Origin of the sequence: Bradyrhizobium stylosanthis (assembly GCF_001641335.1) — a bacterium.
In the GTDB taxonomy this organism is placed as follows: domain Bacteria; phylum Pseudomonadota; class Alphaproteobacteria; order Rhizobiales; family Xanthobacteraceae; genus Bradyrhizobium; species Bradyrhizobium stylosanthis.
This window is the reverse complement of the sequence record NZ_LVEM01000003.1, coordinates 118,087-136,910: the sequence shown is the minus strand read 5'-3', so window position 1 is coordinate 136,910 and position 18,824 is coordinate 118,087. Positions and strand designations below refer to the sequence as shown.

Sequence of the window (18,824 nt, the reverse complement as noted above, 5' to 3'; positions counted from 1 at the left end):
GACAGGTCCATTTTATTTGTACAATCGTACAAATAGATGCGGTTGCTGTCGGGGGACTTTGGTTACCCTGGCGTAACCTCAGCATCGCTCTCCGCTGTCGGCAATCGGAACGGCTCGGCTTGCGCCGAAGGGTCGCCAAACGTCCGATTGACAAGGAGGGCGCGAAGGACGCCATGTGGCGCGCGATATCACTCGCGCGTGAGCATAGGTGAGGCAAGGATCGGGCACTCGGTCCAAGGCACAAGAGTTCAGGAATAAAGGGGAGGGACATCTGATGTTCGAACGCAAACAATTTTCGACGATCGCTGCGGCCGCCGCCATCGCGGGCCTTGCAGCCGTCGCGCCCGCCAAGGCCGAGGATAGCGTCAAGATCGGTCTGATCCTGCCGATGACCGGCGGCCAGGCCTCGACCGGCAAGCAGATCGAGAACGCGATCAAGCTCTACATGCAGCAGAAGGGCGACACCGTCGCCGGCAAGAAGGTCGAGATCATTCTCAAGGATGACGCTGCGATCCCCGACAAGACCAAGACCGCCGCGCAGGAGCTGATCGTCAACGACAAGGTCAACTTCATCGCCGGCTTCGGCGTGACGCCCGCCGCGCTCGCAGCCGCGCCGCTGGCGACGCAGGCCAAGATCCCGGAAGTCGTGATGGCGGCCGGCACCTCCATCATCACCGAGCGTTCGCCCTACATCGTGCGCACCAGCTTCACGCTGGCGCAGTCCTCGACCATCATCGCGGACTGGGCCGTGAAGAACGGCATCAAGAAGGTGGCGACGCTGACCTCGGACTACGCGCCGGGCAATGACGCGCTCAACTTCTTCAAGCAGAACTTCACCGCCGGTGGCGGCGAGGTGGTCGAAGAGGTCAAGACCCCGCTTGCCAACCCCGACTTCGCGCCGTTCCTGCAGCGCATGAAGGACGCCAAGCCCGACGCCATCTTCGTGTTCGTGCCGGCCGGCCAGGGCGGCAATTTCATGAAGCAATATGCCGAGCGCGGCCTCGACAAGGCCGGCATCAAGGTCATTGGACCCGGCGACGTCACCGACGACGACCTGCTCAACAACATGGGTGACGCCGTGCTCGGCACGGTCACCGCGCACCTCTACTCGGCGGCGCACCCCTCGCAGATGAACAAGGACTTCGTCGCGGCCTACAAGAAGGCCTACGGCAACCGTCCGGGCTTCATGGCCGTGAGCGGCTATGACGGCATCCACCTGATCTACGAGGCGCTGAAGAAGACCAACGGCGACACCAACGGCGACAAGCTGATCGAGGCGATGAAGGGCCAGAAGTGGGAGAGCCCGCGCGGCCCGATCTCGATCGACCCCGAGACCCGCGACATCGTGCAGAACATCTACATCCGCAAGGTCGAGAAGGTCGACGGCGAGCTCTACAATGTCGAGTTCGCGACCTTCGAGGCCGTCAAGGATCTCGGCAAGACCAAGAAGTGACGCGCGAAAAGCGCGTCATCCCCGAGCGCGCTTGGCGCGCGGGGAGCTCGTGAGCCACTCTCTGCGTCATGCCCGGGCTTGTCCCGGGCATCCACGCAAGGCCAAGAAACGAACGACCAGACAAGAACGTGGATGGCCGGGACAAGCCCGGGCCATGACGATCAACTCTAAGCAGGATCGATGACCGCAATCCTCACCAACCTGTTCGATGGCGTTGCCTACGGCATGCTGCTGTTCGTGCTCGCCTGCGGGCTCGCGGTCACGCTCGGCCTGATGAACTTCGTCAACCTCGCGCACGGCGCCTTCGCCATGGCCGGCGGCTATGTCTGCATGGTGCTGGTCAACCGGATGGGCTGGCCGTTCTTTGCCGCGCTGCCGCTCGCTTTCGTCTCCTCGGCCGCGATCGGCATCCTGCTCGAGCGCACGCTCTACCGCCACCTCTACGCGCGCAGCCATCTTGACCAGGTGCTGTTCACCATCGGCCTGACCTTCATGTCGGTCGCGGCCGTCGACTACATCCAGGGCTCCTCGCGCGTCTTCATCAATTTGCCGGCCGCGCTGCAGGGCCAGTTCGACGTGTTCGGCGTCGGCATCGGCCGCTACCGGCTGATGATCATCGTAATCTGCGGCCTGCTCACCATCGGCCTGCAGATGGTGCTGGCCAAGACCCGCTTCGGCAGCCGCCTGCGCGCCGCGGTCGATGATCCCCGCGCCGCGAGCGGCCTCGGCATCAACGTGCCGCAGGTGTTCGCCTTCACATTCGCATTCGGCTGCGGGCTCGCCGGTCTCGGCGGTGCGCTCAGCGCCGAGATCCTCGGCCTCGATCCGTATTTCCCGCTGAAGTTCATGATCTACTTCCTGATCGTGGTGACCGTCGGCGGCTCCTCCTCGATAACGGGCCCGTTCCTGGCCTCGCTCCTGCTCGGCATCGGCGACGTCGCCGGCAAATATTACGTGCCGAAGATGGGACCCTTCGTGATCTACACCATGATGATCGTGATCCTGATCTGGCGCCCGAACGGCCTGTTCGGCCGCACGGCCGCGCGTTGAGTTCGCCGATGACCGCTTCTTCCGACGTCGGGTATCACGCCCAGCGCCAGGCGCGCTGGCACTACGGCGAAGTCGCCTTCTGGCTCATCGTGCTGGGCTGCGGCTTCCTGTTTCCCTCGCGCTATCTGATCATGACCGACATCCTGCGCCTGGCGCTGTTCACGATGTCGCTCGATCTCATCCTCGGCTATGCCGGTATCGTCTCGCTCGGCCATGCCGCCTTCTTCGGCGTCGGCGCCTATGCCGCGGGGTTGCTTGCGCTGCACGGCATCATCACGGAGCCGGTGCTGGCGCTGGTCGTGGCGGGCCTCGCCGCGATGGTGCTGGGCTTTGCCACCAGCTTCCTGGTGATCCGCGGCGTCGATCTCACCCGCCTGATGGTCACGCTCGGCATCGCGCTGCTGCTGGAAGCGCTCGCCGAACGCTTCTCCAACATCACCGGCGGCACCGATGGCCTGCAGGGCATCGAGATGCAGCCGATCTTCGGCGAGATCCCGTTCGACATGTTCGGCAAGACCGGCTTCTTCTATTCGCTGGCCGTGCTGTTCCTCCTGTTCCTGTTCGCCCGCCGCGTCGTGCACTCGCCGTTCGGGCTGTCGCTGCGCGCGATCAAGAACAATCCGCTGCGCGCCGCCGCGATCGGTATCCCCGTCAATCGCCGCCTGATCGCGATCTACACGCTTGCGGCGTTCTATGCCGGCATCGCCGGTGCGCTGTTCACCCAGACCACGGCGATCGCCTCGCTCGACGTCTTCGCCTTCGAGCGCTCCGCCGACCTGATGCTGGTGCTCGTGATCGGTGGCACCGGTTATCTCTATGGTGGGCTGATCGGCGCGGTGATTTTCCGCATGCTGCAGGAATTCTTCTCCACGATCACCCCGCAATACTGGCAGTTCTGGATCGGCCTCGTGCTGGTCGTGATCGTGCTCGTCGGCCGCCAGCGCCTGCATCGCTGGGTGCTGTATGTGCCCAACCTGGTCATCAAGCAGGTGATGGGACGCAAGGCCGTCGTCGCCGTGCCGGAGAGCGATTCATGACCATCGCGCTCGAAACCCAGAATCTCGAAAAGACCTTTGGCGGTCTGCGCGTCACCCGCGACCTGTCCCTGAAGATCGAGCAGGGCGCCCGCCATGCGTTGATCGGCCCCAATGGCGCCGGCAAGACCACCGTCATCAACCAGCTCACCGGCGTGCTCAAGCCGAACTCGGGCCGCATCCTGCTCGAGGGGCAGGACATCACCGACCTGCCCGTGCACAAGCGCGTGCTGCGCGGCCTGTCGCGGACCTTCCAGATCAACCAGCTCTATCCTGATCTCACGCCGCTCGAGACCATCGGCCTTGCCGTGTCGGAGCGCCTCGGCCACGGTGGCGACTGGTGGCGGCGGATGGGCACGCGCAGCGACGTCAACGACGAGATCGCCGATCTTCTCACCCGCTTCCACCTGCTCGACGTCATGAACGAAGAGACCGTGACGCTGCCTTACGGCAAGCAGCGCCTGCTGGAGATCGCGGTCGCGATCGCTGCCAAGCCGCGCGTGCTGCTGCTCGATGAGCCCGCCGCCGGCGTGCCGGAGAGCGAGCGCCATGACATTCTCGCCGTCGTCGGCAGCCTGCCGCGCGACGTCACGGTGCTCTTGATCGAGCACGACATGGATCTCGTCTTCTCCTTTGCCGACCGCATCTCGGTGCTGGTCTCCGGCGCGCTGCTGACCGAGGGCCCGCCCGAGCAGGTCGCGCGCGATCCGCAAGTGAAGGCGGTCTATCTCGGCGAGGAGGCGGTCAATGTCTGACCTGCTCGCGATCGATGCCCTTCGTGCCGGCTATGGCGAGGCGGTGGTGCTGCCGAAGATGAGCCTGCGCCTCGCCGAGGGCCAGGTATTGGCGCTGCTCGGCCGCAACGGCACCGGCAAGACCACGCTGATCAACTCCATCGTCGGCGTGACCCGCCGCTTTTCCGGTACCGTCGCGCTCGCCGGCACCGATGTCACGGCGCTTCGGCCCGACCAGCGGGCACGCGCCGGCATCGGCTGGGTGCCGCAGGAGCGCAACATCTTCCGCTCGCTCACGGTCGAGGAGAACATGACCGCGGTGGCCCAGCCCGGCCCCTGGACGGTGGAGAAGGTCTACGAGATGTTCCCGCGGCTGAAGGAGCGGCGGACCAATTTCGGCAACCAGCTCTCCGGCGGCGAGCAGCAGATGCTGGCAATCGGCCGCGCGCTGACCCTCAATCCGAAGGTCCTGCTGCTGGACGAGCCGACCGAGGGCCTGGCTCCCATCATCGTCGAGGAGCTGCTCAAGGCGATCGGGACGATTACCCGGGCAGGCGGCATCTGCTCCATCATCGTCGAGCAGAATGCCCAAAAGATTCTGGGGCTTGCCGACCGCGTTGTGATATTGGAGCGCGGAACGATCGTCCACGACGCCCCGAGCGCCGCGCTGAAGGCCGACCCGTCGGTCCTGGAGCGCCACCTCGGGGTCGCAGGGGCGGCCGGCCACTAAAAAACTTTCGGGAGTTGAGAATGCAGCGAACCAAAGCCCCCTTCCGCGCAGACGAGGTCGGCAGCCTCCTGCGCCCCGCCAAGATCAAGGAAGCCCGCGCAAAGCTGGAGAAGGGCGAGATTTCCGCCGACGATCTGCGCAAGATCGAGGACATGGAGATCGAGAAGGTCGTGCACAAGCAGGCCGCGATCGGGCTCAAGCTTGCCACCGATGGCGAATTCCGCCGCTCCTGGTGGCATTTCGACTTCCTGGCCAAGCTGACCGGCTGCGAGCTCTTTCACCCCGACACCGGCATCCAGTTCACGGGCGTGCAGACCCGTCACGACGCGGTGCGCGTGATCGGCAAGCTCGACTTCCCCGACGACCATCCGATGCTGGACCACTTCCGCTTTCTGAAGAAGGTCGCCGACCAGGCCCACGTCACCGCCAAGATGACGATCCCGTCGCCGGCCGTGCTGCACTTCCGCGGCGGCCGCAAGGCGATCTCCAAGGATGTCTATCCCGATCTCGAGCCCTTCTACGAGGACCTCGGCAAGACCTACCGCAAGGCGGTGAAGGCGTTCTACGACGCCGGCTGCCGCTATCTCCAATTCGACGACACGGTCTGGGCCTATCTCTGCTCGCCGGACGAATTGCAGAAGGCGCGCGAGCGCGGCGACAATCCGGACGGCCTGCAGCAGATCTATGCCCGCATCATCAACTACGCGCTGGCCGAGAAGCCCGCCGACATGGTGGTGACGACGCACGTGTGCCGCGGCAATTTCCGCTCGACCTGGATCTCCTCCGGCGGCTACGAGCCGGTGGCCGAGACCCTGCTCGCCGGCACCAATTACGACGGCTATTTCCTTGAATACGACAGCGACCGCGCCGGCGGCTTCGAGCCGCTGCGTTTCCTGCCCAAGGGCAACAAGGTCGTCGTGGTCGGCGTCATCACCTCGAAGTTCGGCGAGCTCGAGAAGAAGGAAGACATCAAGCGCCGCCTCGAAGAAGCCGCCAAGTTCGCGCCGCTGGAGCAGCTCGCGCTGTCCCCGCAATGCGGCTTCGCCTCGACCGAGGAAGGCAACATCCTCTCCGAGGACGAGCAGTGGAACAAGCTCGGCCTCGCGGTGGAGATCGCCAAGGAAACGTGGGGCCAGTAGGGCGCCGCTTCCTCGGTGTCGTCCCGGCCTAGTGCGCAATTGCACACTAGGCCGGGGACGACACTATCGTTGAGGCGAGTTGTTTGCGTCTCACGGCAGTGGCCGCACTCCCGCCGTCACTTCTCCGCCAGATAGACCTCGCCCAGCAGCGACGAGTTCGACCACGGCACCTGCTTGTTCTTCGTGGAGGAGACCACCTCGGCCCGGACGCGCGTGAGCATCTGCTGCACTTCCAGGCCCGGCGTGCCGATATGGCGGGACAGCGCGGCCGAGAATGGCGAGTTGGCTCCTTCGCCGTCGAGCGCGACCTGACCGGGGGCGGTTGCGAAAGCGATCAGCGTGCCGGCGCCGAGCGTCGCGCCGGCGCCGAGGCTGGTTGGCGCTGCAAGGCCCGAGGCACCCTCGATGGCGCGATTGGTGCCGGTGCTCGCCACCTGCTGCGCCATCGGATTGTTGCGGCAGGCATCGAAGATCAGGATGTTGGTGCGGACCTGGTCGTCGAGCCCGGCCATGATCGTGTCCATGTCGATCATCGCCTCCGTCATGCCGGTCCCCGGCTTGAGCTCGACGTCGACGGGAATGAGATAGTTGCGTCCGTCCACCTGCACGCCGTGCCCGGCATAATACACCATCGCGACCTGTGCTCGCGCCGCCGCGCGCAGGAAGTCGCGCGTCATCTTCTGCATCGCGGCGCGATCGAGGTCGATGCCCTCCGATACGGTGAAGCCGATGTCGCGCAGGCTTTTCGCGACCGCGCGCGCATCGTTGGCCGGATTGGGCAGCGCCTTCACATGCGCATAGGCGCCGTTGCCGATGATCAGCGCCATGCGCGTGCCGCGAATGGCGGGGGCGGGCGAGGGGGACGGTGCCGTGCCGGTCTGTTGCGGGGCAGGGGATGCGGCTGCTTGCGTCGCGGGGGAAGGCGCATCGCGCGGGACCGGCGCGGTGGCGTCGGTCACCAGCGATAGCCGCACCTTTGCGGTAGCCTGGTTGGCCTTGCTGCCGGCGTCCGAGGCCACGATCGCCAGCGTAGCCTGGTAGTCCTCGCGCGCGTGGGCATAGTCGCCCTTGGCCTCATAGGCGAGCGCGCGATGTGTGTAGCCCGAGATCAGCACGCTGTTCGGCGGCGTCATGATGTTGACCGGCGGCTTCTCCTTGGCGAGCCGGATCGCTTCGCTGCCGTCGGCGATGGCGCGGTCGAAATCGCCCCTGGCGCGCCAGATCGCGGTGCGGTTGATCAGCGGCTGCGGCAGCGTCGGATCGAGCCGGATCGCCTGGTTGATGTCGGCGAGCGCGCCGTCGAGATCGCCGAGCGCTTCCTTCGAGATGCCGCGGTTCTGGAACGAGAACGCCGATCTCGGATCCGACTTGATCGCCATGTCGTAGTCGGCAATCGCCTTGGCGTAGTCGCGCTTGCCGCGCCAGGCATTGCCGCGATTGTGGAAGATGGTGCCGCTGGGCGGGCCGAGCTTCAGCGCATCGTCGAAATCGGCGATCGCGATGTCGTAGTCGCCCTTGTCGTAATAGGCCGATCCCCTGAGATTGTAGACGGCCTGGCTCGGCTGCAGCCGGATCGCTTCCGTGGCGTCCGCGATGACCTTGGCGTAGTCGCCCTTCTTGTTCCAGCCAACGGCGCGCCAGAAATAGACGGTCGCGAGCTGCTCGCCCTTGAACACCTTCAGCGCGATGATCTTGCTGCACGCATCGACCATCTTGTCCGCCGGCGTGGTCTCGGTCGTGCAGAGCGGCCCGAGCTGGTTGCGCGCCTGCGCGTAAGCCGGCGCGCACCAGGCGAGGGCAGCGAGAAAAGCGGGGACCAGGAGCAGGCGGCGCAAGGAGACCTCGGCTGCAGGCGTTTTGCGATGGGATTGTCTGCTCTTGGTCGCGCGCGCCGCTTTTCGGGTTCACCCTGCGATCGTGAGGCGGCGCTACTTCCTGGGCTGGCGGGTGCGGACCTCGATGGACCCGCCCGCCATCTGGATCTCGAACCGGGACAGGAAGCTCATGCCGAGCAGGCCGTCGACGCCGGCACCGAAACCCTTGCCGTCACCGCTCTGCACCGCGACCGGCACGTTGACCGCCTCGAGCTTGCCGAGCGCGACCTTGTCGGCCTTGGAGAGTTTCGCCTTGGCCTCCCCATTGGCGGTGATCAGCGTGATGTCGCCGGCGCCGTCGTCCGGTATCTTGGCCTTGCTCGCAAAGGCGGATTTCACCGACACGTAGCTCGCGCCGGTATCGAGGACGAACAATCCGCGCACGCCGTTGATCTCGGCTTTCACGGTGACGATGCCCTTCGGTCCGTGCAGCGGGAAGCTTTCCTTGTGTGCGTCGGTCGACGAGACGCAATTGCCCTGCCGCTCGTAGTCGGCAATCATCTTCTGGGTCCTGCTGGTGTCGCGTGTCGCCGGATCGAATGCGACCCAGCGGTTGATCGGCACTGTTGCCTCGCAGAACTGCTTCAGGGCCGCGTAAGCATTCGCCATGCGGACGAAGATCCCGCCCGAGATCATCTTCTTGTCGCCGTTGAACAGCTCGATCGTGTCGGAGTAGTCGGCGAGCGCGCGGCGGTAGTCGCCGGCGCCGTCGAGGGCCATGGCGCGGACATAACGTGCGCTCTGGTCGGACGGCGCACGTTTGACATACTCCTCGGAGACTTCGACGGCCTTCTGATAGTCGGTGATGCTCATATAGATGACGGCGGCCTTGTTCAGCGCCGTCAGCGGGGCGCCGCAGGTCACGACGAACTTGTAGAGCCCGTCCGCGGCCTGCCGCCGGTAGCCTCGCCTGTCGAGCATTCCTGCCAGATCGTCGATGCTCCGCTGGTCGCACGGTTCGCGCTTGAGCTCTTCCAGCTTCAGCCAGACCAGACGCTCGCGTGCCACCGCGGCCGGCAGTGCCCCTATGCGGGCGTAGACGGATTCAAAGACCTGGTCGGGATTGTCGGTGGCGGGGTCGCCGGCGCGGGCGAAGCTTGAGAACGCAATCAGCCAAATGACCGTCAGGCATTTTCGCCGGAACATATACACCCCAGAGTATCGCAATCGGCGCTCTCTATATCGGGAAGTGTGACCTGTGCAAATTGGGGGGCTAACCTTTCCCCGGTGGGCAGATGATGTTAGAAGTCCTCTATCCCACTCCTCTGCCCACCGCCTTCCCACTCATGAAAAACGACGAAATCCTGAGAGAGATCACCGAGTTCTGCCGCACGGCGGGCATGGCGGAATCGACCTTCGGCCGCCGCTCGGTGAACGATGGGAAGCTCGTGCATCGCCTGCGCGAGGGCAAACGCATCACCATCGATACGCTGGAGCGGATCCAGGCCTATATCGCGGCATCGACGACGGGCGGCCTGCCGCCGCCGCGCGGGCTCCAGGTGCCCCCGGAGAAGCGCGATCCCCGCGGCAATTTCCGGTTCTTCGAGAACCGGCAGAAATATTTGCTGTTCGTCCACACCTGCAGCGAGAAGCGGGTGGTCGCCGACAGGGTCGCGCTGGAGCTCGCCGCCATCCACCCCCGCCCGCCGGCGCTGCGCATTTTCGACGCGGGCGTCGGCGACGGCACGGTGCTGGCACGGGTGCTGCGCGCCACGCATCAGCGCTATCCGCACATGCCGTTCTATGTCGCCGGCAAGGAGCTCAGCCTCGAGGATCTGCGCCTGACGCTGGAAAAGGTGCCGGACCGCATTTTCGAGCATCCGGCATCGGTGTTCGTCTTCACCAACATGTTCTATTCGGAGGCGCCCTGGCTGACGCCGGCCTCGCCCGCGGCCGCAGCCGCCACGGTCTGGCACGAGGTGCCGCTGCGCGGAGCGTCATCGGGCGAGTTCGAGGCGCAGATCGCGGAGCTCCGGCCATTCCTGGAGCAGAACTGGCGCGCGGCGATCAGCCCCCGCACGGCCATGCCGCTCTACGAGCGGCCCGTCGTCCTCGTGCTCTATCGTGAGGACCACAGGTTCCTGCTCGATTCGACCATTCCGCGGCCGGGCCAGACCGAGGCCAATTTCGACCTCGTCATTGCCTCCCAGCCCTACCGCGCGCTGTCCTCGGTCAATTTCCGGGCAAAACGGATCATTGCGCCCCTGGCGCGGGCCCTGAGGCCTGGGGGGAGGCTGATCGGAATCCACTCCCACGGCCAGGATCCGGGCATGGAAATGATCCAGGCGATCTGGCCCGGAGAAAATCCTTTCTCGGTGAGCCGTCATGAGCTATTGCGCGCCGTGAAGTACGAGCTCGGGTCGTTGGGCCGCGACTTAAATTTTAATGCATATGCTGATAACCGCTCGATCTTCAGGTATGATATGGAAGCGCTGCCCAACGAGGTAACGGGCTCCATCGGCACCTCGACGGCCTTTGCAGCTTGGAATGCGGCGGTGTATGTCGCTCAGATTGAGGACGACCGGTTGACAGAAATGACTCAAAACGGCCGCACTCTGGATGCCGCCAGGGACGTGCTGAGAAAGTACAACGGCCTCTGGTTTCTCGACGAATCCTACGTCATCTCGCGCCGGCGTGATTGACATCATCCAACGGTAAATATCGCAAACGAACCGCCATCGAGTGGCGGAACAAGGGGTTACTTGATGCGCGCGTCCTATCTCTTCACCAGCGAGTCCGTGTCCGAGGGCCATCCCGACAAGGTCTGCGACCGGATCTCCGATGAAATCGTCGACCTGTTCTACCGCGAGGGGCCGAAAGCCGGCATCGACCCGTGGCAGATCCGCGCCGCCTGCGAGACGCTCGCGACCACCAACAAGGTCGTGATCGCGGGCGAGACCCGTGGTCCGAAGTCGGTGACCAACGAGCAGATCGAGGCCGTCGTGCGCGGCGCCATCAAGGACATCGGCTACGAGCAGGAAGGCTTCCACTGGAAGACCGCCGACATCGAGATCCTGCTGCATCCGCAGTCGGCCGACATCGCCCAGGGCGTCGATGCGCTGCAGCCGGGCGAAGTCAAGGAAGAGGGCGCCGGCGACCAGGGCATCATGTTCGGTTACGCCACCAACGAGACGCCGGATCTGATGCCGGCCCCGATCTTCTACGCCCACAAGATCCTGCGCCTGATCTCCGAAGCCCGCCACTCCGGCAAGGAGAAGGTGCTCGGACCGGACTCCAAGAGCCAGGTCACCGTGCAGTACGAGAACGGCAAGCCGGTCGCCGTGCGCGAGATCGTGGTCTCGCACCAGCACCTGGTTCCGGACCTCACCTCGAACCAGGTCCGCGACATCGTCGAGCCCTATGTGCGCGAGGCGCTGCCGAAGGACTGGATCACCCCGAAAACCATCTGGCACATCAACCCGACCGGCAAGTTCTACATCGGTGGTCCCGACGGCGATTCCGGCCTGACCGGCCGCAAGATCATCGTCGACACCTACGGCGGCGCGGCCCCGCACGGCGGCGGCGCGTTCTCCGGCAAGGATCCGACCAAGGTCGACCGTTCGGCGGCTTACGCGGCGCGCTATGTCGCCAAGAACATCGTCGCGGCCGGTCTTGCCGATCGCTGCACCCTGCAGCTCGCCTACGCCATCGGCGTTGCCCGTCCGCTGTCGATCTACATCGACACCCACGGCACCGGTAAGGTGTCGGAGGACCAGCTCGAGAAGGCCGCCGCCAAGGCGATGGACCTCACCCCGCGCGGCATCCGCACCCATCTCGATCTCAACCGCCCGATCTACGCGCGCACCTCGGCCTACGGCCATTTCGGCCGCACGCCCGACAACGAGGGCGGCTTCTCCTGGGAGAAGACCGACCTCGTCGAGCAGCTCAAGCGCGCGCTCTGATTCTCTTGCGTCATTCCGGGGCGCCGCGACAGCGGCTCCCCGGAATCTCGAACCTTTCGAATTCCGGGTTCGCTCGCCTCGCGAGCGCTCCGGAATGACGAGCCAAACAAACAGGAACCCCCTATGAACGCGAAGCCCGGCTTCACCGATTACATCGTCAAGGACATTTCGCTCGCCGATTTCGGCCGCAAGGAACTCTCGCTGGCCGAAACCGAGATGCCCGGCCTGATGGCCACCCGCGAGGAGTACGGCCCGAAGCAGCCGCTGAAGGGCGCGCGCATCGCCGGCTCCCTGCATATGACGATCCAGACCGGCGTGCTGATCGAGACGCTGGCAGCCCTCGGCGCCGACATCCGCTGGGTCTCCTGCAACATCTATTCGACGCAGGATCACGCTGCCGCCGCGATCGCGGCGGCCGGCATTCCCGTGTTCGCCGTCAAGGGCGAGACGCTGAAGGATTACTGGGACTACACCGCAAAGCTGTTCGACTGGCACGGTGGCGGCCACCCGAACATGATCCTCGATGACGGCGGCGACGCCACCATGTACGTCCATCTCGGCCTGCGCGCCGAGAAAGGCGACACCGCGTTCCTCGACAAGCCCGGCTCCGAGGAAGAGGAAGTCTTCTTCGCGCTCCTGAAGAAGCAGCTCAAGGAAAAGCCGAAGGGCTACTTCGCCGCGATCGCCGAGAGCATCAGGGGCGTTTCCGAAGAAACCACCACGGGCGTGCATCGTCTCTATGACATGCAGAAGGCCGGCACGCTGCTGTGGCCAGCGATCAACGTCAACGACAGCGTCACCAAGTCGAAGTTCGACAACCTCTATGGTTGCCGTGAATCGCTGGTCGACGGCATCCGCCGCGGCACCGACGTGATGATGTCGGGCAAGGTCGCGATGGTCGCCGGCTTCGGCGACGTCGGCAAGGGCTCGGCCGCCTCGCTGCGCCAGGCCGGCTGCCGCGTGATGGTGTCGGAAGTCGATCCGATCTGCGCGCTGCAGGCCGCGATGGAAGGCTACGAGGTCGTGACCATGGAAGACGCCGCGCCCCGCGCCGACATCTTCGTCACCGCCACCGGCAACAAGGACATCATCACCATCGAGCACATGCGCGCGATGAAGGATCGCGCCATCGTCTGCAACATCGGCCACTTCGACAACGAGATCCAGATCGCGGGTCTGCGCAATCTGAAGTGGACCAACATCAAGCCGCAGGTCGACGAGATCGAGTTCCCCGACAAGCACCGCATCATCATGCTGTCGGAGGGCCGCCTCGTGAACCTCGGCAACGCGATGGGCCATCCGTCCTTCGTGATGTCGGCGTCGTTCACCAACCAGACGCTGGCGCAGATCGAGCTGTTCGCCAACAACAAGGACGGCAAGTACAAGAAGGAAGTCTACGTGCTGCCGAAGTCGCTCGACGAGAAGGTCGCGCGCCTGCACCTCGCCAAGATCGGCGTCAAGCTCACCGAGCTGCGCAAGGACCAGGCCGACTACATCGGCGTGAAGCAGGAAGGCCCGTACAAGTCGGATCACTATCGCTACTGATTACGTCAGGACGTTTGTCCTGGTTTGGCCGCGTCGGACGATCTGTCCGGCGCGGCTTTTTTTACGACTAGTGAACTGGCTCACATGCCGGTCGACAGGTGGGTGTTACTGCAACCTCTGGGAGTGAATACTGGCAATTGCGATTTGGTTTATTGCTGGAGGGTGCTGTGGCGTATTTCAAGGACGCATGGCCGTTGGCTTTTGTGCTCGCGGCGGCCAACCCCACCAATGCTGCAACTCCGATCGACACCGATCCTGCGGCGTTCTTCCAATCCGGCAGCCTTGCGGATGCGCTTGAAACAGCGTCTGCCGACGTCAAGCAGGACGAGAGCGGGGCGGGACCGGGCGCGGGACCACGGCGGATCCGGTTGTCGCAGTGGTTCAATTTCGCCAATTGTTTCAGCGGGGTCTGGCGAAGGTGTTGAACGATGTGGCGCCCGGCTCTCATAGTCCTTCAGCCTACGCCGTTCTGTAACATCGCCTGCGACTATTGCTATCTGCGCCACCGCGACGACCGCACCGTGATGGGTGAAGAGGTCGTCTCTGCGATCCGCGACAGGATTTTCCCAAGGATCGCCCGTGACGCCACGCCGACGGTCATTTGGCATGCCGGCGAGCCGACGACGGTGCCCATTCCCTGGTATCGAAACGCCTACAACGAGCTGCGGAACACGGCGCCGGAGGCGACCAACTTCTCGCTGCAATCGAACGGGATCGGGCTCGGGCGGGAGTGGATCCAGTTTGCCCAGCAGACCGGTACGCAGATCGGCCTCTCGATTGACGGTCCGCGCGAGTTTCACGACGCACGCAGGAAGACGCGGAACGGCAAGGGGACCTGGTCTCTCGCCATGCAGACGCTGCGCGAGCTGCAGCAGGCGCGGATCCATCCCAACGTCGTCACGGTCCTGCATCCGCGCTCGCTTGGGGCGGTCGACGCCTATTTCCAGTTCTACCGCGACAACGACATCTCCCACGTCTCGTTTTCGATCGACGAGTCCGAGGGACGCCACGCTACGAGCTCGTTCGGTGCCGGGGACTACACCGAAGCCATCACCGGATTCCTGTTCGGCCTGATGAAGCGCGCCTATCGCGAGGGCTTCCCGCTGCACATCAAGGAAGTCGAGCGGATCGCCTCGATCCTGGCGGGCGGAGAATTGCACAACGAGCAGATCGGCGCCTGGGACGTCCTCGTGGTCGCTGCGAACGGCGACGTGACGACGTTCTCGCCGGAGTTCATGGAGGTGCGCTCACAGGCGCATCGCAATTTCAATTTCGGTAACGTCCTGACCGACGATTTCGACCGGATCTTCAGCAGTGCGCTCGTTGCCCGGACCGAGGCGGAGATCCGGCGGGGCGTGGACCTGTGCCGCGCGCGGTGCCGATACTTCGCGGTGTGCGGCGGCGGCGCGCCCTCCAACAAGATGCAGGAAAACGGGTCGCTGGAGTCTGCCGAGACGCAGTTCTGCAGATTCTCCGTGCAGCCCGCTGCAGAGGCATTCCGCAGCATGATCCATTGGGCGCGGCAAACACCCAGGGATCGTTTCATTTCCAGTCCAAGACATTTTGCAGAGCCGCGGATTTAATCGGAAGTTATTTCGGTAGGAGGCCACGATGATGGAGTGCCCATATTCCGTTTTCTCCACCTTCTGCGCATGGACGCAGTATCTTCCTCCTGTCATTCAGCAGATTACGGGCTCGCAGATTGCCTCATTCCTGTTCGGCGTCCTTGTGGTCGTTGTCTTTGCGACCGATCACTACAAGGTTCCCACCTACGCCAAGACGACGGTCGGCGAATTCATCGAGCTGGCTCCGGAATCGCTCACGTCGCATTCGCGATACATGAAGGGTCTGGCGATCTACGTCGGCTTGATGTTGGGCTTCTATTTCATCCTGCTGGCGATCGGCCCGACCGCGATTGCGCCCGTTCTGTCCTACATTCCCGGCGGCTCGGACGGCAAGATCGACAATTCGGTGTGGCCGCTCGCGGCGACATCGATCATCACATTGATCGGAAGCCGCGACGACGACAAGTATCTCGGCCGAATGGAGGGGTGGCTCCGATCCATCGCCCATGAAGCGGCCTACATCCCCTACGCGGTGACCAACCTTGCGGTCGCGCTCGACGGCAGCTTTCCGCTGACAGACGAAGAGCTGCGCGCCGCAGGAGAGCTCTCCCCGCCGACGCAGGCCCTGATCGAGGAAAGTCAGGAAGGCTCCCGGCAAAACTGGATTCGGGCCAAGTTTCTCTATTCGCGGCTCGAGCTGTTGCGGGATCGGGACGATCAGTTCAAGCCGGTGATGCGACAGCCGGAGAACGAGCGTGCGTTCGGGTTCGTTCGCGAGCAGCGCGAGGCCCTGACCAAGGAGCTCGATCGCGGTGACCTCGGCGAAGATGTTTCGCGGAAGATCGACGCATTCAAGAATGCGCTCGCGGTGTTCCTGGCGTCGATCCTGTGGCGCGCCTGCGAGAACGAGACCGCCGTCAACGCCAAGCTGAGGTCGATCAGGCTCAACGTGAGCACGCCCGCGCCACGTTCGCCCGCGACATTCATTTTTCACCTGGCGTTTTATCTCGGTGGCGTGGCGTCGGTCTTCCTGATCCTGATGAAAGTCAGGGCGATGCAGTTTCAGGATGAATCGGTCCAGCAGAAGTGGCACCTCACGCTGGCCTTTCTCGTGTTTCTGCTCACCGCATTCTTCGTCACGCGCTGGCGGGAGAAACGGCTGGCGAGCGGCGACTGGAAGTACAGCTCGGATGTCATCATTCGCTGCGCGATCCTCAACACGATCGCCATCACGATCATCTCGGCGTTGGTGACATTTGCCGTTCACCAGGGCGGAAGCGGGCGGTTCTATGCGATGCTCCTGATGGCGTTCGGGATAGCACTTCCGTCCACCCTGCTTTTTCAGATGTTGATGCGCTGGGCTGCGAGTTCGCCACCGACGGAGGAGGCGGTCGCCGCCACCGTGGGCTATCGCACAAATCGCGTCGAGCTGCTCAAGATGACATTCTATGCAGGCGGCAGCTATTCGATCATCGCCTTCGTATTCGCATTCGTGCTGTACTGGCCGTCGGATTATACGATCGTCAGCAGCACGCCGCTGCAATACGTGGAATCGGCGCTCATCACCCTCGGCAACATCGACAAGGTCAATCAGGACAAGAGGGACGAAGACAGCTGGTTCCGCACCTCTGTATCGCAGGCGTCCGTGCGAAACCTGGAAACCGCGCTGCAGAATGTGAGAGCGAATATCCTCAAGGGCGACAAGAGTGTTTATGAGCCCGAAGCCCTGTCTGCGATCGTGACGGAATGCGATACCATGGGCGACCTGGGCGGTGGGCGGCAGCTCTTCAAGCCTGGTTGCGAGCTTGGCGGATTCTTGTCGACCTTATCGAAGGGCGAGGTCATGTCCAATCTGTATGTCCTGCAAATGCAGATAGCGAGCATGAAACCCGCATTCGCGGCTCTGCAGAACTACCGGAAGCTTTCGAACGCCGTTGATCTGCAATGGCCGAACGCGTTGCTGGCAAGCCTGATGTGGGCCGTGATGGCCGGCGTCTTTGCCGTCTCTGCACTGCTGTATCGGCGGCGGGAGCTGTGGGATGGGTTGTCACCCAGGAAGCTGCCGGACTTTGTGCCGGAGGATCGGCAGGAAAGGGAGACCTGGCTGCGTACCCCGCTTTACGACCTGGCGAAGCTCTCGCCGCTCGAGGCGCTGCGCTACCCGACGTTCCGTGCCCGTCTGGCGGACAATATGAGCACGCAGCCGAGCATCCAGCCGAGCGTGCCGCACCTGCGAACCGTGGCCTGAGGGCGGTCCGACACGTGTGTTGCGGGTCCCGCGCATCGTTTGGTGGTTGATTTTTTCGGCAATCGCGCGCTAATCAACCTATGGGAGCGCGTGACAACGAACATTTCGACGTCCTCATCGTCGGTGCCGGGCTATCAGGCATCGGCGCGGGCTATCATCTCCAGACCAAGTGTCCGGGGAAGAGCTACGTCATCCTCGAGGGGCGCGACTGCATCGGCGGCACCTGGGACCTGTTTCGCTATCCCGGCATCCGGTCCGACAGCGACATGTTCACGCTCGGCTATTCCTTCAAGCCGTGGACCGATCCGAAGGCGATCGCCGACGGGCCGCAGATTCTCGACTATGTGCGCGACACGGCGGCCGACAACGGCATCGACAGGCACATCCGCTTCCACCACCGCGTCAAGCGTGCGGAATGGTCGACGCCGGAGGCGCGCTGGACCGTCGAGGCCGAGCGCACGACAGGCGAGGGCGCGACCGAGATCGTGCGTTTCACCTGCAATTTCCTCTTCATGTGCTCGGGCTACTACAAATACGAGGCCGGCTACACGCCCGAGTTCAAGGGCGTTGCGGATTTCGCGGGCCGTATCGTGCATCCACAGAAATGGACTGAGGATATCGACTACGCGGGAAAACGCGTCGTCGTGATCGGCTCGGGCGCGACCGCCGTGACGCTGGTGCCGGAGCTCGCCAAGAAGGCCGCTGAAGTCACCATGCTGCAGCGTTCGCCGACCTATGTGGTGTCGCGCCCGGCGCAGGATCCGCTCGCCAACAAATTGCGCCGCAATCTCCCGGCGCAGCTTGCCTATCATCTGATCCGCTGGCGCAACGTGATGTGGGGGATGTTCTTCTTCCAGCTCAGCCGGCGCCGGCCGGACAAGGTGAAGAACCTGATCCTCGGTGGCGTCCGCATGGCGCTCGGGCCCGACTACGACATCGCCACCCATTTCACGCCGCGCTACAATCCCTGGGACCAGCGGCTGTGCCTCGTGCCCGATGGCGACCTCTTCCAGGCGATCCGCGAGCAGCGCGCCTCCGTCGTCACCAATGAGATCGACACGTTCACCCGCGACGGCATCCGTCTCAAGGATGGACGCGAGCTTGCCGCCGACATCATCGTGACGGCAACCGGCCTGGTGCTGCAGGTCGTCGGCGGCCTCGAGGTCAGCGTCGACGGCCGCCCCGTCGATTTCGCCAGCACGCTGACCTACAAGGGCATGATGTATGCGGATGTGCCGAATATGGCCTCGGCCTTCGGCTATACCAATGCGTCCTGGACGCTGAAATGCGATCTCACCTGCGAATATGTCTGCCGCCTCATCAACTACATGGACCGGCACAATTTCCGGCAATGCATGCCGCACAATGACGATCCTGAAATCACCGCGCAGCCCTCGCTCGACTTCACCTCGGGCTATGTGCAGCGCTCGATCGCCAAGATGCCGAAGCAGGGTTCGAAGCGGCCGTGGCGGCTGTACCAGAACTATGCGTTCGACATCGTCTCGCTGCGCTTCGGCCGGATCGACGACGGCGTGATGCGATATTCCTGA

Annotated in this window: 15 protein-coding genes; 13 read left to right on the top strand and 2 right to left on the bottom strand. The window is 63.9% G+C overall.

Annotation, left to right across the window (positions count from 1 at the left end; all coding sequences use genetic code 11):
* Positions 1 to 274: 274 nt before the first annotated feature.
* The 6 genes from A7X65_RS20435 (at position 275) to A7X65_RS20410 (ending at position 6,140) form a co-directional block, all read left to right on the top strand.
* Positions 275 to 1,453: an ABC transporter substrate-binding protein gene (locus A7X65_RS20435; protein ID WP_063688056.1), complete on the top strand. Its 1,179-nt coding sequence runs from the start codon at positions 275 to 277 to the stop codon at positions 1,451 to 1,453.
* A gap of 180 nt (positions 1,454 to 1,633) precedes the next feature.
* Positions 1,634 to 2,503 (top strand): branched-chain amino acid ABC transporter permease, encoded by an 870-nt coding sequence (locus A7X65_RS20430; protein ID WP_063688054.1) that lies wholly within the window; start codon positions 1,634 to 1,636, stop codon positions 2,501 to 2,503.
* 8 nt (positions 2,504 to 2,511) lie between these two features.
* Entirely contained in the window at positions 2,512 to 3,540 is a 1,029-nt protein-coding gene (locus A7X65_RS20425; RefSeq protein ID WP_063688052.1) for a branched-chain amino acid ABC transporter permease, read from the top strand.
* Positions 3,537 to 4,292: an ABC transporter ATP-binding protein gene (locus A7X65_RS20420; RefSeq protein ID WP_063688050.1), complete on the top strand. Its 756-nt coding sequence runs from the start codon at positions 3,537 to 3,539 to the stop codon at positions 4,290 to 4,292. The genes A7X65_RS20425 and A7X65_RS20420 overlap by 4 nt, the downstream gene beginning before the upstream one ends.
* Entirely contained in the window at positions 4,285 to 5,001 is a 717-nt protein-coding gene (locus A7X65_RS20415; protein WP_063688048.1) for an ABC transporter ATP-binding protein, read from the top strand. Before A7X65_RS20420 ends, A7X65_RS20415 begins: the two co-directional genes overlap by 8 nt.
* Positions 5,002 to 5,021: 20 nt before the next feature.
* On the top strand, positions 5,022 to 6,140 hold the full coding sequence (locus tag A7X65_RS20410) for a cobalamin-independent methionine synthase II family protein (RefSeq protein WP_063688046.1): 1,119 nt from the start codon (positions 5,022 to 5,024) through the stop codon (positions 6,138 to 6,140).
* Positions 6,141 to 6,256: 116 nt separating this feature from the next.
* On the opposite strand, the gene A7X65_RS20405 is transcribed toward A7X65_RS20410, so the two are convergent.
* Both A7X65_RS20405 and A7X65_RS20400 read right to left on the bottom strand, forming a co-directional pair.
* Positions 6,257 to 7,975: a caspase family protein gene (locus tag A7X65_RS20405; RefSeq protein ID WP_063688044.1), complete on the bottom strand. Its 1,719-nt coding sequence runs from the start codon at positions 7,973 to 7,975 to the stop codon at positions 6,257 to 6,259.
* Positions 7,976 to 8,068: 93 nt separating this feature from the next.
* Positions 8,069 to 9,160 (bottom strand): aspartyl protease family protein, encoded by a 1,092-nt coding sequence (locus A7X65_RS20400; protein ID WP_063688042.1) that lies wholly within the window; start codon positions 9,158 to 9,160, stop codon positions 8,069 to 8,071.
* Positions 9,161 to 9,300: 140 nt separating this feature from the next.
* Between A7X65_RS20400 and A7X65_RS20395 the strand changes: the two genes are divergently transcribed.
* The 7 genes from A7X65_RS20395 to A7X65_RS20365 all read left to right on the top strand — a co-directional run bounded on the left by A7X65_RS20395 (position 9,301) and on the right by A7X65_RS20365 (position 18,824).
* Positions 9,301 to 10,656 carry a hypothetical protein gene (locus tag A7X65_RS20395; protein ID WP_063688040.1) on the top strand — a complete coding sequence of 452 codons (1,356 nt, stop codon included), beginning with the start codon at positions 9,301 to 9,303 and terminating at the stop codon, positions 10,654 to 10,656.
* A gap of 63 nt (positions 10,657 to 10,719) precedes the next feature.
* On the top strand, positions 10,720 to 11,916 hold the full coding sequence (metK, locus tag A7X65_RS20390) for a methionine adenosyltransferase (RefSeq protein ID WP_063688038.1): 1,197 nt from the start codon (positions 10,720 to 10,722) through the stop codon (positions 11,914 to 11,916).
* 123 nt (positions 11,917 to 12,039) lie between these two features.
* The gene (gene ahcY / locus A7X65_RS20385; RefSeq protein ID WP_063688036.1) at positions 12,040 to 13,461 is read left to right on the top strand and encodes an adenosylhomocysteinase; all 1,422 of its coding nucleotides are present in this window, start codon (positions 12,040 to 12,042) and stop codon (positions 13,459 to 13,461) included.
* A 167-nt stretch (positions 13,462 to 13,628) separates the two neighbouring features.
* Positions 13,629 to 13,886 carry a hypothetical protein gene (locus A7X65_RS20380; protein ID WP_145661432.1) on the top strand — a complete coding sequence of 86 codons (258 nt, stop codon included), beginning with the start codon at positions 13,629 to 13,631 and terminating at the stop codon, positions 13,884 to 13,886.
* Positions 13,887 to 13,889: 3 nt separating this feature from the next.
* Complete coding sequence (gene grrM, locus A7X65_RS20375) at positions 13,890 to 15,044, top strand: cyclophane-forming radical SAM/SPASM peptide maturase GrrM/OscB (protein ID WP_063688032.1); 1,155 nt, start codon at positions 13,890 to 13,892, stop codon at positions 15,042 to 15,044.
* 28 nt (positions 15,045 to 15,072) lie between these two features.
* Positions 15,073 to 17,274, top strand: coding sequence for a hypothetical protein (locus A7X65_RS20370; RefSeq protein ID WP_063688030.1), 2,202 nt, complete (start codon positions 15,073 to 15,075; stop codon positions 17,272 to 17,274).
* An 80-nt stretch (positions 17,275 to 17,354) separates the two neighbouring features.
* On the top strand, positions 17,355 to 18,824 hold the full coding sequence (locus A7X65_RS20365) for a flavin-containing monooxygenase (protein ID WP_063688028.1): 1,470 nt from the start codon (positions 17,355 to 17,357) through the stop codon (positions 18,822 to 18,824).